Source organism: Arthrobacter burdickii, assembly GCF_030433645.1.
Lineage (GTDB): Bacteria > Actinomycetota > Actinomycetes > Actinomycetales > Micrococcaceae > Arthrobacter_D > Arthrobacter_D burdickii.
The window spans coordinates 2,807,833-2,821,088 of the sequence record NZ_JAROCG010000001.1 but is presented as its reverse complement, the minus strand read 5'-3'; the positions used below and the strand labels follow the sequence as shown (position 1 = coordinate 2,821,088).

The 13,256-nt window shown below is 63.9% G+C and carries 19 protein-coding genes and 1 riboswitch; of the genes, 7 read left to right on the top strand and 12 right to left on the bottom strand.

From position 1 onward, the window contains the following. Positions 1-47 precede the first annotated feature (47 nt). The 3 genes from P5G52_RS13275 to P5G52_RS13265 all read right to left on the bottom strand — a co-directional run bounded on the left by P5G52_RS13275 (position 48) and on the right by P5G52_RS13265 (position 2,782). Entirely contained in the window at positions 48-1,301 is a 1,254-nt protein-coding gene (locus tag P5G52_RS13275) for an acyl-CoA dehydrogenase family protein (protein WP_301228087.1), read from the bottom strand. A gap of 73 nt (positions 1,302-1,374) precedes the next feature. Then, positions 1,375-1,995 (bottom strand): AmiS/UreI family transporter, encoded by a 621-nt coding sequence (locus P5G52_RS13270; protein ID WP_301228085.1) that lies wholly within the window; start codon positions 1,993-1,995, stop codon positions 1,375-1,377. 37 nt (positions 1,996-2,032) lie between these two features. After that, positions 2,033-2,145: riboswitch (SAM riboswitch) on the bottom strand. A 247-nt stretch (positions 2,146-2,392) separates the two neighbouring features. Continuing rightward, positions 2,393-2,782: a MarR family winged helix-turn-helix transcriptional regulator gene (locus P5G52_RS13265; protein ID WP_301228083.1), complete on the bottom strand. Its 390-nt coding sequence runs from the start codon at positions 2,780-2,782 to the stop codon at positions 2,393-2,395. Positions 2,783-2,854: 72 nt separating this feature from the next. Here P5G52_RS13265 and P5G52_RS13260 point away from each other — a divergent pair, with 72 nt between their 5' ends. Continuing rightward, positions 2,855-3,025, top strand: coding sequence for a zinc-binding dehydrogenase (locus tag P5G52_RS13260; protein ID WP_301228081.1), 171 nt, complete (start codon positions 2,855-2,857; stop codon positions 3,023-3,025). Between the two features lie 95 nt (positions 3,026-3,120). Here P5G52_RS13260 and P5G52_RS13255 read toward each other — a convergent pair whose 3' ends face one another. From P5G52_RS13255 to P5G52_RS13240, 4 genes are all read right to left on the bottom strand, one after another. After that, positions 3,121-3,489, bottom strand: coding sequence for a hypothetical protein (locus P5G52_RS13255; protein WP_301228079.1), 369 nt, complete (start codon positions 3,487-3,489; stop codon positions 3,121-3,123). 349 nt (positions 3,490-3,838) lie between these two features. Further along, on the bottom strand, positions 3,839-4,261 hold the full coding sequence (locus P5G52_RS13250; RefSeq protein ID WP_301228077.1) for a GNAT family N-acetyltransferase: 423 nt from the start codon (positions 4,259-4,261) through the stop codon (positions 3,839-3,841). A 169-nt stretch (positions 4,262-4,430) separates the two neighbouring features. Further along, on the bottom strand, positions 4,431-4,766 hold the full coding sequence (locus tag P5G52_RS13245) for a hypothetical protein (protein WP_301228076.1): 336 nt from the start codon (positions 4,764-4,766) through the stop codon (positions 4,431-4,433). Between the two features lie 72 nt (positions 4,767-4,838). Beyond that, positions 4,839-5,048: a DUF4177 domain-containing protein gene (locus tag P5G52_RS13240; protein WP_301228075.1), complete on the bottom strand. Its 210-nt coding sequence runs from the start codon at positions 5,046-5,048 to the stop codon at positions 4,839-4,841. Between the two features lie 505 nt (positions 5,049-5,553). Here P5G52_RS13240 and P5G52_RS13235 point away from each other — a divergent pair. Together P5G52_RS13235 and P5G52_RS13230 are read left to right on the top strand one after the other, a co-directional pair. Further along, positions 5,554-5,868, top strand: coding sequence for a hypothetical protein (locus P5G52_RS13235; RefSeq protein ID WP_301228073.1), 315 nt, complete (start codon positions 5,554-5,556; stop codon positions 5,866-5,868). A 206-nt stretch (positions 5,869-6,074) separates the two neighbouring features. Next, positions 6,075-6,812, top strand: a complete 738-nt coding sequence (locus P5G52_RS13230; RefSeq protein WP_301228071.1) for an ankyrin repeat domain-containing protein — start codon at positions 6,075-6,077, stop codon at positions 6,810-6,812. A 311-nt stretch (positions 6,813-7,123) separates the two neighbouring features. Here the strand turns inward: P5G52_RS13230 and P5G52_RS13225 are convergent, their stop codons facing one another. Together P5G52_RS13225 and P5G52_RS13220 are read right to left on the bottom strand one after the other, a co-directional pair. After that, positions 7,124-7,531, bottom strand: coding sequence for a RidA family protein (locus P5G52_RS13225; RefSeq protein WP_301228069.1), 408 nt, complete (start codon positions 7,529-7,531; stop codon positions 7,124-7,126). Positions 7,532-7,666: 135 nt separating this feature from the next. Next, positions 7,667-7,807, bottom strand: a complete 141-nt coding sequence (locus tag P5G52_RS13220) for a hypothetical protein (protein WP_301228067.1) — start codon at positions 7,805-7,807, stop codon at positions 7,667-7,669. 145 nt (positions 7,808-7,952) lie between these two features. Here P5G52_RS13220 and P5G52_RS13215 point away from each other — a divergent pair, with 145 nt between their 5' ends. Together P5G52_RS13215 and P5G52_RS13210 are read left to right on the top strand one after the other, a co-directional pair. Continuing rightward, positions 7,953-9,161, top strand: coding sequence for a cysteine desulfurase-like protein (locus tag P5G52_RS13215; RefSeq protein WP_301228065.1), 1,209 nt, complete (start codon positions 7,953-7,955; stop codon positions 9,159-9,161). Between the two features lie 110 nt (positions 9,162-9,271). Beyond that, a complete protein-coding gene (locus tag P5G52_RS13210) occupies positions 9,272-9,658 on the top strand; it encodes an ACT domain-containing protein (protein WP_301228063.1) in 387 nt (128 codons plus the stop codon). 178 nt (positions 9,659-9,836) lie between these two features. Here P5G52_RS13210 and P5G52_RS13205 read toward each other — a convergent pair whose 3' ends face one another. Beyond that, positions 9,837-10,268 (bottom strand): SRPBCC domain-containing protein, encoded by a 432-nt coding sequence (locus P5G52_RS13205; protein WP_301228061.1) that lies wholly within the window; start codon positions 10,266-10,268, stop codon positions 9,837-9,839. Between the two features lie 201 nt (positions 10,269-10,469). Here P5G52_RS13205 and P5G52_RS13200 point away from each other — a divergent pair, with 201 nt between their 5' ends. Then, positions 10,470-10,934, top strand: a complete 465-nt coding sequence (locus P5G52_RS13200) for a GNAT family N-acetyltransferase (RefSeq protein ID WP_301228059.1) — start codon at positions 10,470-10,472, stop codon at positions 10,932-10,934. 161 nt (positions 10,935-11,095) lie between these two features. Further along, a complete protein-coding gene (locus P5G52_RS13195; protein ID WP_301228057.1) occupies positions 11,096-11,539 on the top strand; it encodes a GNAT family N-acetyltransferase in 444 nt (147 codons plus the stop codon). 327 nt (positions 11,540-11,866) lie between these two features. On the opposite strand, the gene P5G52_RS13190 is transcribed toward P5G52_RS13195, so the two are convergent. Together P5G52_RS13190 and P5G52_RS13185 are read right to left on the bottom strand one after the other, a co-directional pair. After that, complete coding sequence (locus P5G52_RS13190) at positions 11,867-12,148, bottom strand: winged helix-turn-helix transcriptional regulator (protein ID WP_301228055.1); 282 nt, start codon at positions 12,146-12,148, stop codon at positions 11,867-11,869. After that, complete coding sequence (locus P5G52_RS13185) at positions 12,145-12,549, bottom strand: VOC family protein (protein WP_301228053.1); 405 nt, start codon at positions 12,547-12,549, stop codon at positions 12,145-12,147. The genes P5G52_RS13190 and P5G52_RS13185 overlap by 4 nt, the downstream gene beginning before the upstream one ends. Positions 12,550-13,256: the final 707 nt, after the last annotated feature.

Genomic DNA, 13,256 nt, shown 5'->3' with positions numbered 1-13,256 from the left:
GAGAACTGATCCTGCTGCGCGCCCGCGGACCGCGGGCGCGCACCTTCTCAGGCTTTCGCGGGCGCGGCGCCCGGCGCAGCCCCGATGGACCAGACGCGCGGCGGGACGGCACCGTTGACCGAGTGGTCACCGATGATCCTCGCCTTGAAGACCCACGGGTTGTGGTTGGCGGCCGTGCGCGCATTGCGCCAGTGCCGGTCGAAGTTCTTCGCGGTACTCACGCCGGAGGCGGCGAGCGCGTTGAAGACATCGGATGTCGCGCGGGTGGCGAGCGCTGACAGGATGACCTGAGCCTTCGCGGTCTCGAGTTCGGCGACGTCGTTGCGGCGCTCGTCCTCGACCTCGTCCCCGAGGAATGCGCCCTCGTAGGCGAACTGCAGCGACCGGGCGGCCCGTTCGACGGTCGCATCCGCCGCGTACGCCGCCGCGGAGACCTCGCCGATGACCTGCAGGATCTGCGGGTCGGCCGCGAACGACGACGCATTGCCGTGGCTGAAGATCCTCGTGCGGTTCCGGACCTCGCGGGCCACGTCCCGTTCGGCGGCCGTGATGCTTCCGGCGAGGACGGCGAGGAGCACTGCCTGGTAGAACGCGGTCTGGTACTTGAACCGGGTGTCGAAGTCGATGACGTTAACGGCGTCGACCCGGGCCTGGTCGAAGGTGGAGGTGCCGGAGCCCGTGGTCTGCTGGCCGAAACCGTCCCAGTCGTCGCTGTGGGTCACCCCCGGCTGGTGCGTGCTGACCACCGCGATGACCTTGACCCCGTTGTCGGTGCGCTGCGCGAAGGTGTCGATCCAGTCCGCGAAAATGCTGCCGGTCGAGTAGTACTTGGTTCCACTGACGCGGAAGGCGCCGGCGTCGTCCGGGTCCGGGCTGACCTTGGTGATGACGTCTCCGATGGTGACGGTGCCGACCTCCGTCCAGGAATTGCCGACGATCTCGCCGTCGACGAAGCGCTTGAACCACACCTCGCGCTGGGCTCCAGTGGATACCAGGCGGTCCTCCACGAATGCGAAGTGGGCGCGCAGGGCCTGCGGGATGTTCGAATCGGCGGCTGCGAGCTCCGTGAGGAGGCGGAACAGCTGGGGCAGTGAGGCGCCGGAGCCGCCTGCGGACACCGGGACCCTCAGTGCGCCGAAGCCGGCGTCGATGAGTGCACGGATCTCCTCGCGGGGGAGCTCGTGCTCCTGCTCGCGGCGGGATGAGCCCTCGGCGATGCGGGCGAACAGCGGCCGGAAGCGGGCGGCGAGGAGCTCGTACTCCGCGTCGGTGGCTGGAGGGGTGTGGGTCAGCGTGGTCATGGTCGGCCTTTCGGTGGAAGCGGATGGAGGGGAGATGGGAGGGGATTTCGGGACGGGTACGGAGGGGCGGACGTCAGGCGGGAACGGCGACCTGCGGGGCCGCCGGCGCCTTTGCAGGTCGGGAGCTGACGGCACCGGCGACAACGAACAGCACAGCGAGGATTCCGGCAACGCCGAGGGCGGAGGTCCAGCCGGCCGGCCAGGCGCTGTTGAGCCCGAGGACGGCCGGAGGAACGGTGCTGGCCGTGCCCACCAGGATGGCGCTCCATCCGGTGATCCGGGTCAGGTGCGCCGCATCGAAGGCCAGGAGCAGGAAGAAGAGGCCCCACAGCACCGCCCACGCGAGCCACAGCACCGAGCTGACCGGGTCGTCGTCCAGGGAGGTGCCGGCGAAGACGACGGCGAGTACGGCGACGAGCCCGCAGAACCATCCGACACCCGACGCACCCAACCCGGCGACCGAGCCCAGCCCCACGTAGAGGTAGGTGAGCCCGAAGAGGAAGATACCGCTCGCCGAGCCGATCGCGGCGGGATCGGCAGCACCGGCGGACGCGATCAGCGTCGCGATCACCAGCTGGAGCGTGCCGATCACCAGGTTGAAGAACCCGGAGTCGCGGGATGTGACCCGGCCGAGGAGGCCGAGACCGTTGATCAGGAGGGCCGCTCCGGACAGGAGGAGGCAGATGTACGACATGGAGGTCCCGTCGACGGGACGCGGAGCCCCGAGGCCCGCGCCGTGCTTGCCCCGACGCTGGTGCGCGGGACCGGATCTTCACCTGGGGCACCCCGCCACGGAGGGGGTTGCCGTCCAACGAGCCAGGGCTTCGCGTTGGAACTCTTGATCTGTAGGTACGAGACTAGGCGCTGGACCGGGACGGTTTCCAGCACAAGGGCGAGCTTTGACGCTGCGTGACGCCGCATGACGAAGCGGTCTGTGATGGAGGACGCGGAGGCCGGCGCGACGACGGCCTCGTGCCCTCTGGCGCAAGAACGAGGAAAGGGCGACGACGCCGCACCACCGTCGCGGCCGGGACGAGGGCCGACTGATGGGCCGATCCGGCCTGCACGGACACTGGCCGGATCGGACAGGGTCAGGTCTTTCGTCGTCGGGCTGCTGAGCGGGGTGGGGCTGCTCGGAGGTGTGCGCTGACCTGACCGAGGATGCGGGCGAGGTCGGTGGCGTCGTCATCGCTGAGCGGGGCGAAGAGGAGTCCACGGACGGCCTCGATATGCCCGGGAAATACTGCCTGGAGTACGTCGCGGCCCGCAGCGGTGATGGCGACGATGGTGCTGCGCTCATCGTCGGGCGAGGGGGATCGGGTGACCAGGCCCCGCTCCTGAAGCAGTTGTGCCTGATAGGTCAGGCCGCTGCGGCTGTAGACGACACCATCGGCGAGGTCGGTCATGCGTAGGTGGCCGTCGACGGCGTCGCCCAGGCGTGCCAAGAGCTGGAACTGGACGTAACTGAGGGCCCCCGGCATCGCGAAGCCGTTTCTCGACCCCGGAGCGCAGGAGGCTGCCCACCTCCGTGAACGCGAAGTACGCGCCCAGTTGTGTCGGCGTCAGGGAAGCGGGACCGCCTCGCGCAGCTCGTGTCCCTCGTCGATGACGGCGCGCTCACCGTCGAGGTGACGCGCAGGATCACCCTCCCGGAACTGCCCGCCCTCCATGCGGAAGCCAGCGCCGGTCATGTCCCAGGGAAAGTCATCGTCATCCCCGCCTGACCTGGAGTCAGGCGCCACGAACCCCGCAGAAGAGGATGGCCTACCGGCTCACTTCAATGCGGTATGCCACCCCTGAGCGGGACGTGGTGACCGGCTCACTGAACCGGAATGTTGTCCTGGATCCTGGTCCATCCGTCTTTCTCGAGGTCATCGGTCGCATAACCGTCCGTGACGAGTGCCATAGTGTGTGGCCCGTCTTTCGTTCCGGGCAGCGAAGTGGTGGTGACATGACCAGTACCGGTGCCGCAGCCGGCCATGAAGGCACTCTCGTCCTCGTCCCTGATGCGGATCAGGCAAATGCCGGCATCATCAGCCCTGACGAGGAAGTAAGTGAAACCCTCGCTCGCAGCAGCCTTCCGGACGGTATCAACTTCGAGGTCCTGAATGACGACGTACGCGCAATTGATCCTCCAACGTCGCTTCCCGATCGAGAGCCGCAATTCCAGCCCCACCACTGCACCCACTGATTACCAAGCCCGCGGCCGCCAGGCCCACTACTGCCACAACTCGCGGTGAACGCACATCGCCTCCCTTGCCGACTGTCTCTCTGGACGCTAATTCAGTTGGTCGGCCCTGTCTTCGTCCCTTCGAATCAGCGCGACCCGTATCGAGATGCCGATGGAGAACGGTTCCTGGGCGGCAATGGCAGGGAAGCTGCACTTCCTCGGGTTCCTTTTCCATTCAGGCACGCAGGATTTCCGTGTACCTGCGGGCCCTGCCGTCCGCCATCGTGCGGAAAAACGCACTGATGTGTACAGGAAGGCTACTGACAAATCGGACCAGGGCGAGGAAGATCGGTCGGCCCTTGGGTAATCAATCGAACCTCACGAAGGCTCGGATGAGTGCTCCTTGAAGCTCCTCGATCTGGGTGTAGCCGAGCGCTTCATAGAACGCTTTCTGCTGTGGCTCGTCGTCTGTAATCAAGACTTTCTGACGCACATGCGGATACTGTTCGAGTGCTCTTTCAGCGAGGGCCCGTCCTATACCTCTCCTGTGGTGTGAGGGCAGCACGAGGATGTCCTGGAGGTAGCAGATCGAGGCATTATCGGAGATGACCCGTGCCAGCCCAACGAGCGTCTTGCCATCATGAGCGGCCGCAAGGGTCGAAGACCCTTCCAACGCTCGTTGAAGATTGTCAGGGTCTTTCGTGTAGGCCAACCATTCCACCGCACCATAAAGCGCGAGGACCTCGCTGAGCTGGAGGTCCTGCGCATTCACTACAGCAACGGTGGTCATGTTTTATCCGAACACGAGAGTCAGTCGACGAGATACCGGGCACGCTGTGTGCCCGGTGAGCTCAGAACGAAGACAGTGACTACGCCGGTCCCGAACATGACGGTTGCGGCTATGAAGGTCTTCCTTCGAGCAAGGGTCCATGACGGCCTTCTTAGGGAGGCGTAGCTGGTCAGGCCAGGTTGCGGGGGAGCCGGAACTCGCCCCACCCGAAATGGCTTTCGGCTATGAAGTCCTGAAGATCGCCCTGCACAAAGCGAACGAGCACATCCACACCGTCGTCAAGAGGAAGGCTGCCAGAGCCACCCTCTTCGCCGAGCACCTGCCATCTGACCCAAGCGTCGTTCGTTTCGATGATGGTGTCAGCAGGGAGCTCTGTGCCATTCGCACCGTCGGCGACCCTCTCCAATCGAAACGTCAACGACCGTAGCTCTCCGGGGCTGAGCATCGACTCGAACATGGGCTCGAGGAGCCGCCGCACCTCTCGCACATACATCGGTCCAGTCATGTGTTCACGATAGAGACATTTAAGCTGTAAGCGCCTCAGTCGACTGACTGAAAGTCGATCGGCTGAAGCGTTTTACGTGAGGCTCTCAAACACCATTGTCGCCTGGATGCGGTCGCCGCCGCCGAGTCCCTTGCTCCCGCTGCTCGAGGTGGTGATGGTGTGGAGGCGGTAGCCCTTAGCAGCTTGATCGTTAATAGACTTCTCCAAGGAGGTCAGGTTGCCCGAACCGGTTCCCAGCAGCTTTTCTTTGAGGATTACCTGTAGGACGACATACTGCGGCATTGAAAATTCCTCCCGTTGCTGGTCGATTGGGGCCATGCTACTCGATGTGGCGGCGCTTCTCTTGGGACAGAGTGTTGGCGCGGCGAGGGTTCGATCGGTCCGCAAACCGATGGGTGAGCGGGCGCTGACGGTATTGATGGTCGACGTGGATGCTAATCGTCGTATTCCACGTCAGCGAAGGCTTTGACTTCTGCTCGAAGTTGCTCGGCGGTACTCGTGCCCTCGGTTTTCCAGGCGACTTCGTTCTCAGGCGAGTTCCACTCGCTTTGATGCAATTTCTCGGCCTCCCATGTGTTGTACCAGGTGCGAAGCCGGCGGGTGAGGTTCTCCCGGTGGTCAGGCCCAGCAGCGGCGCACGGACAGAATCAGCTTGCTACGCGCTTTTCCAACGGATGGGTACCGACCTCTTCACAGCATTGATGCCGCTGCAGACTGCGCTCATACTCAGACAAAGGCAGATGCAGCCGATTGTGCGACCTCTTACCGACCGACCCTCAGGAGCGAAATGTCCGGTGCAACATTGGCAAGGTCGACGATGAGATTCGGGACGAGACTCGGTATCGCTGCCATCGCCCTGATCATTCTGGGTCCATTCATCAACAGGAACTTCGGCGTAGGAGACAGCCTGAGTTTCATGTCGCTTCCCGAAGTCTGGGAATCAGCACCGATCGCTGTGCTGGTGTCCTTGACCTACCTGATCTTGCTGATACCGTGCGCGGTGCTCTCAGCCATGCTCATCACCACCTCCCTGGTGATCCGTCACGCCGAAGCAAGCGAACAATCAACAAGCAACAAGGACTCAACCTCGAACACACACTGATTTTCCCAAGCTTCCGCCTGCCCAACCAACCATCAGGACGTGCGCGCGAAGGATCGATGACCGGACCTGGCGAACGCCCGTGACTCCCGCGTTGAGCTGTGCCTGGCCCACGGTTGTCCGATTCATGGCCCGAGTATGCTGGCGGGCATGGGAATGGTCCCGATGAAGTTTTGGGCCACCTCGGCGGTCCCGAGGCAGGCGTCGCGGTGAGGGCCCTCGTGCAGCGTGGTGTTCTTGCCGTACTGCTGCTGATGACCGGCTGCACCGACAACGGCGAGGTGACCGGTCCAACGCAACAGGCGCCTTCCGGGTCCGCGCGTGCGTCGAGCACGCCTCGCCCGTTGAGCACGCCGAGCCCGTCGCCGCTAGCTGTGAAGTCCGCTCCGGGTGTCTCGCCGAGCAGCCCATCGGTTACTTCCAGGTCGCTCGCCCCCGGCGAACTGATCGCGCTGAATCAGACCCTGATCGGGGCGGCCTGGGACAACAATGTCACCGAAGCTCGCCGGCTCATCGACGCCGGCGCTGACGTGAACTACGAGGACGAGACCCAACAGAGCGCTTTCCTCATCGCAGCGAGTGAGGGCTACCTCGAGCTGCTGGACCTGACCCTGAGCAACGGTGCGGACGTCCACGCGCGCGACAGTTACAACGGCACGGCACTGATCCGCGCCGCGGAGCGTGGCCACGCGGACGGGGTACGAAGACTACTGGAGACGGACGTGGACATCAACCACGTCAACAACCCGGGCTGGACCGCACTAAACGAGGCGATCATCTTCGGCGATGGCTCGCCCCGGTACGTGGAGACCGTGCAGCTGCTCGTCGAAGGCGGCGCCGACGTGAGGCTCCCTTCCCAGCGTGATGGTGTGACGCCCTTGCAGCACGCCACCTCCCTGGGCTTCCAGGAGATCGCTGCTATTCTGCGCGAAGCGACGGAACAATAGGCCGCGGGCGTCGCCACAACAGCAGGAGAAGTATTGCCGCTATTGACAAGAGCCTCTGCGTGGCCGACCGGAACGAATCGACGCGATCGACGACGAGTGACCCCACTATGACCAGAACGATCACGACTACGCCTATCCCTGTGATCAGAAGCGCAAGGTTGACCGGCATCGCATCCGTGTCAATCCGAGTGGGGTACATGAACTGATCCAAGCCTGAGATACCTCCAGACACAACAACTGAGCCTGAGCGCCTATCGCCGGAACTCAGGGAGCCCACCTGGGCATCACTCAGCGGGATGCTGCATGAACGATCAGCTGTGAACAGCGGCAACGGCCTCAATCTCCACGAGCTGGTGCTCGTAGCCAAGAACAGTCACCCCTACCAGGGTGCTCGGGACGTCATGGGTGCCGAAGGCTCGGCGTACAACCTCCCACGCACGGACGAGATCATCCCGGTCAGTTGATGCCACAAGCACCCGAGTACTGATCACGTCCTCGATGGTGGCTCCAGCTTCCTGGAGAGCAGTCGTCATGTTCCTGATGCACTGTTCCGCCTGAGCTGCATAGTCACCTTGACCTACGGTCGCTCCGGCCGTGTCGAGGGGGCAGGACCCCGCGAGGAAGATGAGTCGAGCATCTGCCGGCGCAGTGGCCGCGTATGCATACTGCGCCACGTCAGATAGCGCGGTGGAGCGAATCAAAGTCACTTTCGAAGCCATCCGCGCCCAGCTTTCCCTCGTACCGACGAAGCTTCAGCATCCCACCTGCCGCACTACGCGGAGGAGGATCGTCCTGGGCTCATCTCCCTGATGAGTTGGTGTGCGTAGTGCTTCAGGTTCTCGCGAAGGCGCGGGCTACCTGGACGTGGTGGACTCGTCGGCACGCAGCGAGGTGATCGCCCGAGCGACGAAGAGGGCTCCTGCGGCGAGCATGATGGACGCGCCCAGGATCACGTACCAGATGGTGGCATTCAGAAGCGAGAAGATTCCGGCCAATGCGAAGGCTGCGCTGGCGAGGCCACGAAGGATGGTGTCTCTGCGCCTCTTTGCATCGCGATTGGAGCAAACCTTTCGAACTGGTCCACCGCGACTCCCGCCCGCGATGTTTCCCGTATCGATTCTCACCTGAGAGAGTGACGACATGACCCTGGACATCGCAGCCTTCCGCGCGCAGTTCCCCGCCCTGCTCACCGGTACCGCCTATTTCGACGGCCCCGGCGGAACACAGGCTCCCGCCGTCGTAGGAGCCGCGATAGCCGACACCATCACCGGGCCGCTCTCCAACCGCGGTTTCGGTATGGGCTCGGAGAGGAACGCCGACTCGGCAGTCAGCGCTTTCCGGGAGGCGATGGCCGACCTGCTGGGGGCGCATCCTGGCGGCGTCGTCTACGGGCGAAGCGCCACGCAGCTCACCTACGACTTCTCCCGCCACCTCGCGAAGACCTGGCAGCCGGGTGACGAGGTCGTAGTGTCACGCCTGGACCATGACTCCAATATCCGCCCCTGGCTGCAAGCAGCCGCCGCGGTCGGTGCCACCGTGCGCTGGATCGATTTCGACCCGGACACCACGGAGATCGACGAAGCGTCCGTCGCAACCGCGATCACCGAGCGCACGAAGCTGGTGGCGATCACCGCCGCGTCGAATCTGCTCGGCACGAAACCGCCGGTGCGCCGCATTGCCCATGCCGCGCACATGGTCGGCGCACTCGTCTACGTGGACGGGGTGCACTACACCGCTCATGCGGCGGTCGACGTGAAGGCGCTGGGAGCTGACTTCTTCGCCTGCTCGCCCTACAAATTCCTCGGACCTCACTGTGGTGTTCTCGTGGCCGACCCGGAGCTGCTGGAGTCACTGCAGCCGGACAAGCTGCTGCCGTCCACGAACGCGGTTCCCGAGCGATTTGAGTTCGGCACCCTGCCGTACGAGATCATGGCCGGTGCCACGGCGGCCGTGGATTTCCTCGCCGCGGCCGCGCCCGGCGCCGCAACCGGCCGTCGTGCGCGCCTTCTTGCATCCGCCCACGTGGTCGATGAGCACGAGCAGGCCTTGCGCTCCCGCATCGAGGCAGGGCTGGCCGAACTGGGCGACGCCGTCGTGCTGCACTCGAAAGCCCAGGACCGGACACCGACACTGCTGGTGACGTTCCCGGGCCGGTCCTCCGCGAACGGCTACCGATTCCTCGCGGATCGGAATATTCTCGCGCCAGCCGGTTCTTTCTACGCGTACGAAGCCTTCCGTCGCCTGGATCTCGAGGACAGCGCCGCCCTGCGGATCGGCGTGGCGCCGTACAACAACGACGACGACGTTGACCGCCTCCTGGCCGCGCTCGGCGAGTTCGTTGCTTCGTAGCGCGGAATGAGGTCTCAAGGCGGGCTGGTTCGAGGACCTCATCATCCACCGTTCGAGCACCGCTCGAAAAACCTCAAAGCACGCGCTGCTTGCAGCGGAACAGGAACATCATGGCCGGCGAGACGAATCTCCAAGCACTTCTGCGCAACATGTCACCGGTGCTCAACGATGGAGCCTACGTATTCTCGATCGTGGAGTCCGACATTCCTTCCGGCGTCCATCCCGTGGTCACCGTCCGTGAGCAGGAGGGCCTGACCCTCGTGGTCGAGCAAAGCGAAGCCGACACGGCGGGGCTGTTCTATGAGTACGTGGCTGCATGGATCACCCTGGAAGTGCATTCCGCACTGGAGGCTGTCGGGCTGACTGCTGCGATCAGTAAAGCCTTGACGGACGCCGGCATCAGCTGCAACGTCGTCGCCGGGTACACCCACGATCACCTGTTCGTACCGGAAGCCAGGGCGCAGGAGGCCCTGGCAGCCCTGCGCTCCCTCGGCTAGCTCCTGCTGTGCACGGGGCGAGCTGGCACGGTGGCCGGCACACCAATCGGAGTGCGCTTCTTGGCGCCCAACTCAACGCACCTAAGGCCGACGCAATGAGCGGGAACGACCATCTGCTCGGCTGCCGGGCGTCTGTACTCCCACCTCAAGAGCGGTAGATTCGGTACTTGTCCACGGCTCACTCTCGCTCGGCGATACTCTTCACACCCGTCACAACGGCGTCCCACATGCCCTTCGAGTGCGCTGCTTCCTCGGCACTTGCATTGTTGTCCTGAGCCAGCGTCAAGTACGTTTTGCCGGCTTCGCTCTCCAGCGTCCAGGCGAGCGTGTGATAGTTCTCCGGTTTGTCCTGCATGCGGCTGAGCGGACTGAAATGGGTCACGACCAGCCGCTGGCCGGGTTGAAATGCGAGGACTGTGCCCTTGTCCTCATAGGCCGTGCCTTCCCAAATGCCGCGCCAGACGATCGGTCCGCCGACCGTCCAGTCGGTCACGACGTCCGTGCCGAACATGAACTCCTCGATGAAGTCGTGATCGGTAAGGACTGCCCATACTCGGCTTGTCGGCGCATTGATCGAGACCGATGAGGTCGCGACGTACTTCCCAGGCATCTGAGCTCCCATTTCATCTGCCACCGGTTCGGAGCAGAACCTGTTCGCAGACACTACGCCGCCGGAAGGACGCCCGGAAGGCGCGGGGTTCGGCGTGCGGGCACCAGGTGCTCGAGAGTGTGCGGCAGGATCGACTAACGCGCGGTGTTCTTCTATCGATGAGGACTGTAGGTGACCGCAACTGCGTTTATCGTCGCTGCCATGGAACTCACAACCCTGACTCCGGAGAACCTCGGTAGGGCCGTCAGCATCGCACTTCGGCCCGAACAGGAAGCGTTTGTTGCGCCGGTTGTGCAATCGATCGCCGAAGCTTATGTGACACTCACAGCCTGGCCACGACTCGTGGTCGACGGCGACGAAGTGCTGGCCTTCATCATGGGCAACTTCGATCCCGACCACGAGATCGAAGCATTCCGTGCCGGCATCTGGAGACTCAATGTAGCCGCGTCCGCGCAAGGACGCGGCGTGGGACGGTTCGCCGTCGATGCGTTGGAGGAGGAGGCGCGTGCCCGCGGCGTGGAGCGCATCTCTGTCCTGTGGGAGCGCGGCGAACATGGCCCAGAAGGGTTCTACCTCAAGCTGGGTTTCATCCCTACCGGCGAGGAACTGTTTGGAGAGGTGATTGCGTTCAAGGACCTCAACGACCGAGGAAGAGTGTCCCCGTAGAGGATCCCCAATCGATGCAGTGCAGCAGCGACGAGAACTCCTTGCCCATCCCCACCCCAGCCAGACGACCTCCTATCGTCCAGCGCCGAGGTTCAGTCACGTTGGTGCAGTTCCGGTACGTCACTCGACGTTCGACCGCGCGGATCTCATAGTGTGGTGGGATGGGCACCCCTGAAGACGAGATCCTGATCGTCGCCGACGAGGAGCAGGCGCGACGCTGCTTCCCCGCGTTCCATGAACTCCGACCACATCTGGATGAGGACACGTTCGTCGCTCGTTGGCGCGAGCAGTCATCCACGGGGTACCAAATCGTCGCAATCGAGGCCGACGGGCGCATAGTCGCCGCGGCAGGCTTCCGTGAGCTGACAACAATGGCATGGGGCAGAATCTTGTACCTGGATGATCTGATCGCGCTGCCGGAACACCGCGGCCACGGGTACGGCGGTCGCCTGTTGCGGCACCTGCAACACGAGGCGATCCGCCGCGGCTGCGATGAACTCCATCTCGACACTGGGTATACGCGGCACGACGCGCACCGCAGCTACCTGCGCAACGGCTTCGACCTGATCTGCCACCACATGGCATGGAGAGGCCCACAGGCGTAAACGGGGTCCTTCTCTCCTGCTATTCAGAACGTCGGTTGAGCGGTCCCTCTGCGGGACGAGTTTATGGGCGATTCGTTGGATTGCAGTGGCGTTTGGCCCAGGTCTCGTGATAGGTAGGGCGCTCCGCGACCTTCTCCCAGTCCGGAATCACCCACAGGCCGTCATGGCCGGTGCAACGGAACCAGCTATGACGACGGGACGCAGTGACCTCCAGGGTACTCACGGCACAGTGACACCCAGTCGTCACCAGCACGTATCTCGTAGGACTGACCGGTACCGCGCACGGGAATCACGGGTGCCTGCGCGCGGGTGTGCCCGGCGCGATACCTACACCTCCTGGGCGCCCCAACGCCGGAGCGCGACGATCGCCTCGCGCAGGGCGAGCCCGCGGTCGGTCAGCGCGTAGGCCCGGGTGTTGTGCCGCAGGGGCAGGCGGGACAGTACGCCGGCCGCTTCGAGCTCGCGCAGCCGGGTCGCGAGGATGTTGGTCGGCACTCCGAGGTTGCGCTGCAGATCGCCGTAGCGCTGCGGTCCGTCGAGCAGCCGCTCCACGACCAGTAGCGCCCACCGTGCTCCGACGACGTCGAGGGCCGCGGCCAGGTCGCTCACGCGGTCGGATCGGTGTCCGGCTTCATCCAGAACGGCGAGTAGTGGTAGCCGTCGGGGTCGTCGAACTGGCGCTGGTACATGAAGGGGTAGTCGTCGGTGTCACCGATCCGCCCACCCGCGGCAGCGGCACGCTCAACGAGTTCGTCGACCGCTGCGCGGCTGTCGAGGTCGAACGAGACCGTGACCTTCGAGGGCGTGCCGGGTCCGCCGACCAGCTCCTCGGCTCCACCGATGCTCGCGTACATCTCACGGCTGCCGAGCATGACGTACTGCTCGGGCGCGATCGCAAAGCACGACACGTTGTGATCGGACATCTCGGCGTTGAGGGTCCAGCCGAGGGTGGTGTAGAAGGTTGTCGCACGCTCGACGCTCGCGACCGGGCAGGTGATGAAAAGGCTCATGCGGCTATACTTGCAAAATACAAGTGAGACGTCAAGGCCCAGTCCCGCAGGCCGGCTAGCCCAACATCTGCTGAGGCTTTCAGGTCATATTTCAAGGACGGTTTCATGCGGAAGGAATCTGACAAGCGGGATCATCTTCGTCAGTCTTCTGGATGGCTGGGGGACCGCACCGATCCGGACTTCCCAGCGGATGTCACCGGATGGTGGCGAAGTCCGGACACGCTCTCATCGCTCGGTCCGGGTCTCGCGGCGCTCTTCGTTGACTCGACGCCGACCGTCGTCGTGGGTACCGAGTCGCATGGGAGCTTGCTCGGCGTCCTAACGGCGCAGCATCTAGGTATCGTGTTCGCGGAAGTGCGGAAGGATCCTGGGCGAGCGGCCGACAGCGATGCTTGGTGGGAGCCAATCCCTCGTCGAGATGAGTGGTGCGCCCTGGATTGGCGCTGCGGTCGTCGTCGACGGCCTTGAAAGAACCTCTCTACGACGGAAGCTCCAGGTCAAATCGATGCCAACATTCGAGAGCGGTAGTCCGATGAGACCGCCTCTGTCCGGTGAGCGGATTCGCCACGGGACGCTACGGGTGGGCGCCGGCGTCTCTTCCTGCCTTGGACTGACATCCGGTCTGCGACTGCGCGACTCTTCCGCGTGAGCCATGGCCGGTGTCACGGTTCGCAAGGCTCTTTTGATGAATCGATTGACAACCTCAT

Coding starts and splice junctions, on each gene's coding strand:
- P5G52_RS13275 (WP_301228087.1), bottom strand. CDS start 1,301: ATGACCACGCTGACCCACACCCCTCCAGCCACCGACGCGGAGTACGAG.
- P5G52_RS13270 (WP_301228085.1), bottom strand. CDS start 1,995: ATGTCGTACATCTGCCTCCTCCTGTCCGGAGCGGCCCTCCTGATCAAC.
- P5G52_RS13265 (WP_301228083.1), bottom strand. CDS start 2,782: ATGCCGGGGGCCCTCAGTTACGTCCAGTTCCAGCTCTTGGCACGCCTG.
- P5G52_RS13250 (WP_301228077.1), bottom strand. CDS start 4,261: ATGACCACCGTTGCTGTAGTGAATGCGCAGGACCTCCAGCTCAGCGAG.
- P5G52_RS13245 (WP_301228076.1), bottom strand. CDS start 4,766: ATGACTGGACCGATGTATGTGCGAGAGGTGCGGCGGCTCCTCGAGCCC.
- P5G52_RS13240 (WP_301228075.1), bottom strand. CDS start 5,048: ATGCCGCAGTATGTCGTCCTACAGGTAATCCTCAAAGAAAAGCTGCTG.
- P5G52_RS13235 (WP_301228073.1), top strand. CDS start 5,554: ATGTCCGGTGCAACATTGGCAAGGTCGACGATGAGATTCGGGACGAGA.
- P5G52_RS13225 (WP_301228069.1), bottom strand. CDS start 7,531: ATGGCTTCGAAAGTGACTTTGATTCGCTCCACCGCGCTATCTGACGTG.
- P5G52_RS13215 (WP_301228065.1), top strand. CDS start 7,953: ATGACCCTGGACATCGCAGCCTTCCGCGCGCAGTTCCCCGCCCTGCTC.
- P5G52_RS13210 (WP_301228063.1), top strand. CDS start 9,272: ATGGCCGGCGAGACGAATCTCCAAGCACTTCTGCGCAACATGTCACCG.
- P5G52_RS13205 (WP_301228061.1), bottom strand. CDS start 10,268: ATGCCTGGGAAGTACGTCGCGACCTCATCGGTCTCGATCAATGCGCCG.
- P5G52_RS13200 (WP_301228059.1), top strand. CDS start 10,470: ATGGAACTCACAACCCTGACTCCGGAGAACCTCGGTAGGGCCGTCAGC.
- P5G52_RS13195 (WP_301228057.1), top strand. CDS start 11,096: ATGGGCACCCCTGAAGACGAGATCCTGATCGTCGCCGACGAGGAGCAG.
- P5G52_RS13185 (WP_301228053.1), bottom strand. CDS start 12,549: ATGAGCCTTTTCATCACCTGCCCGGTCGCGAGCGTCGAGCGTGCGACA.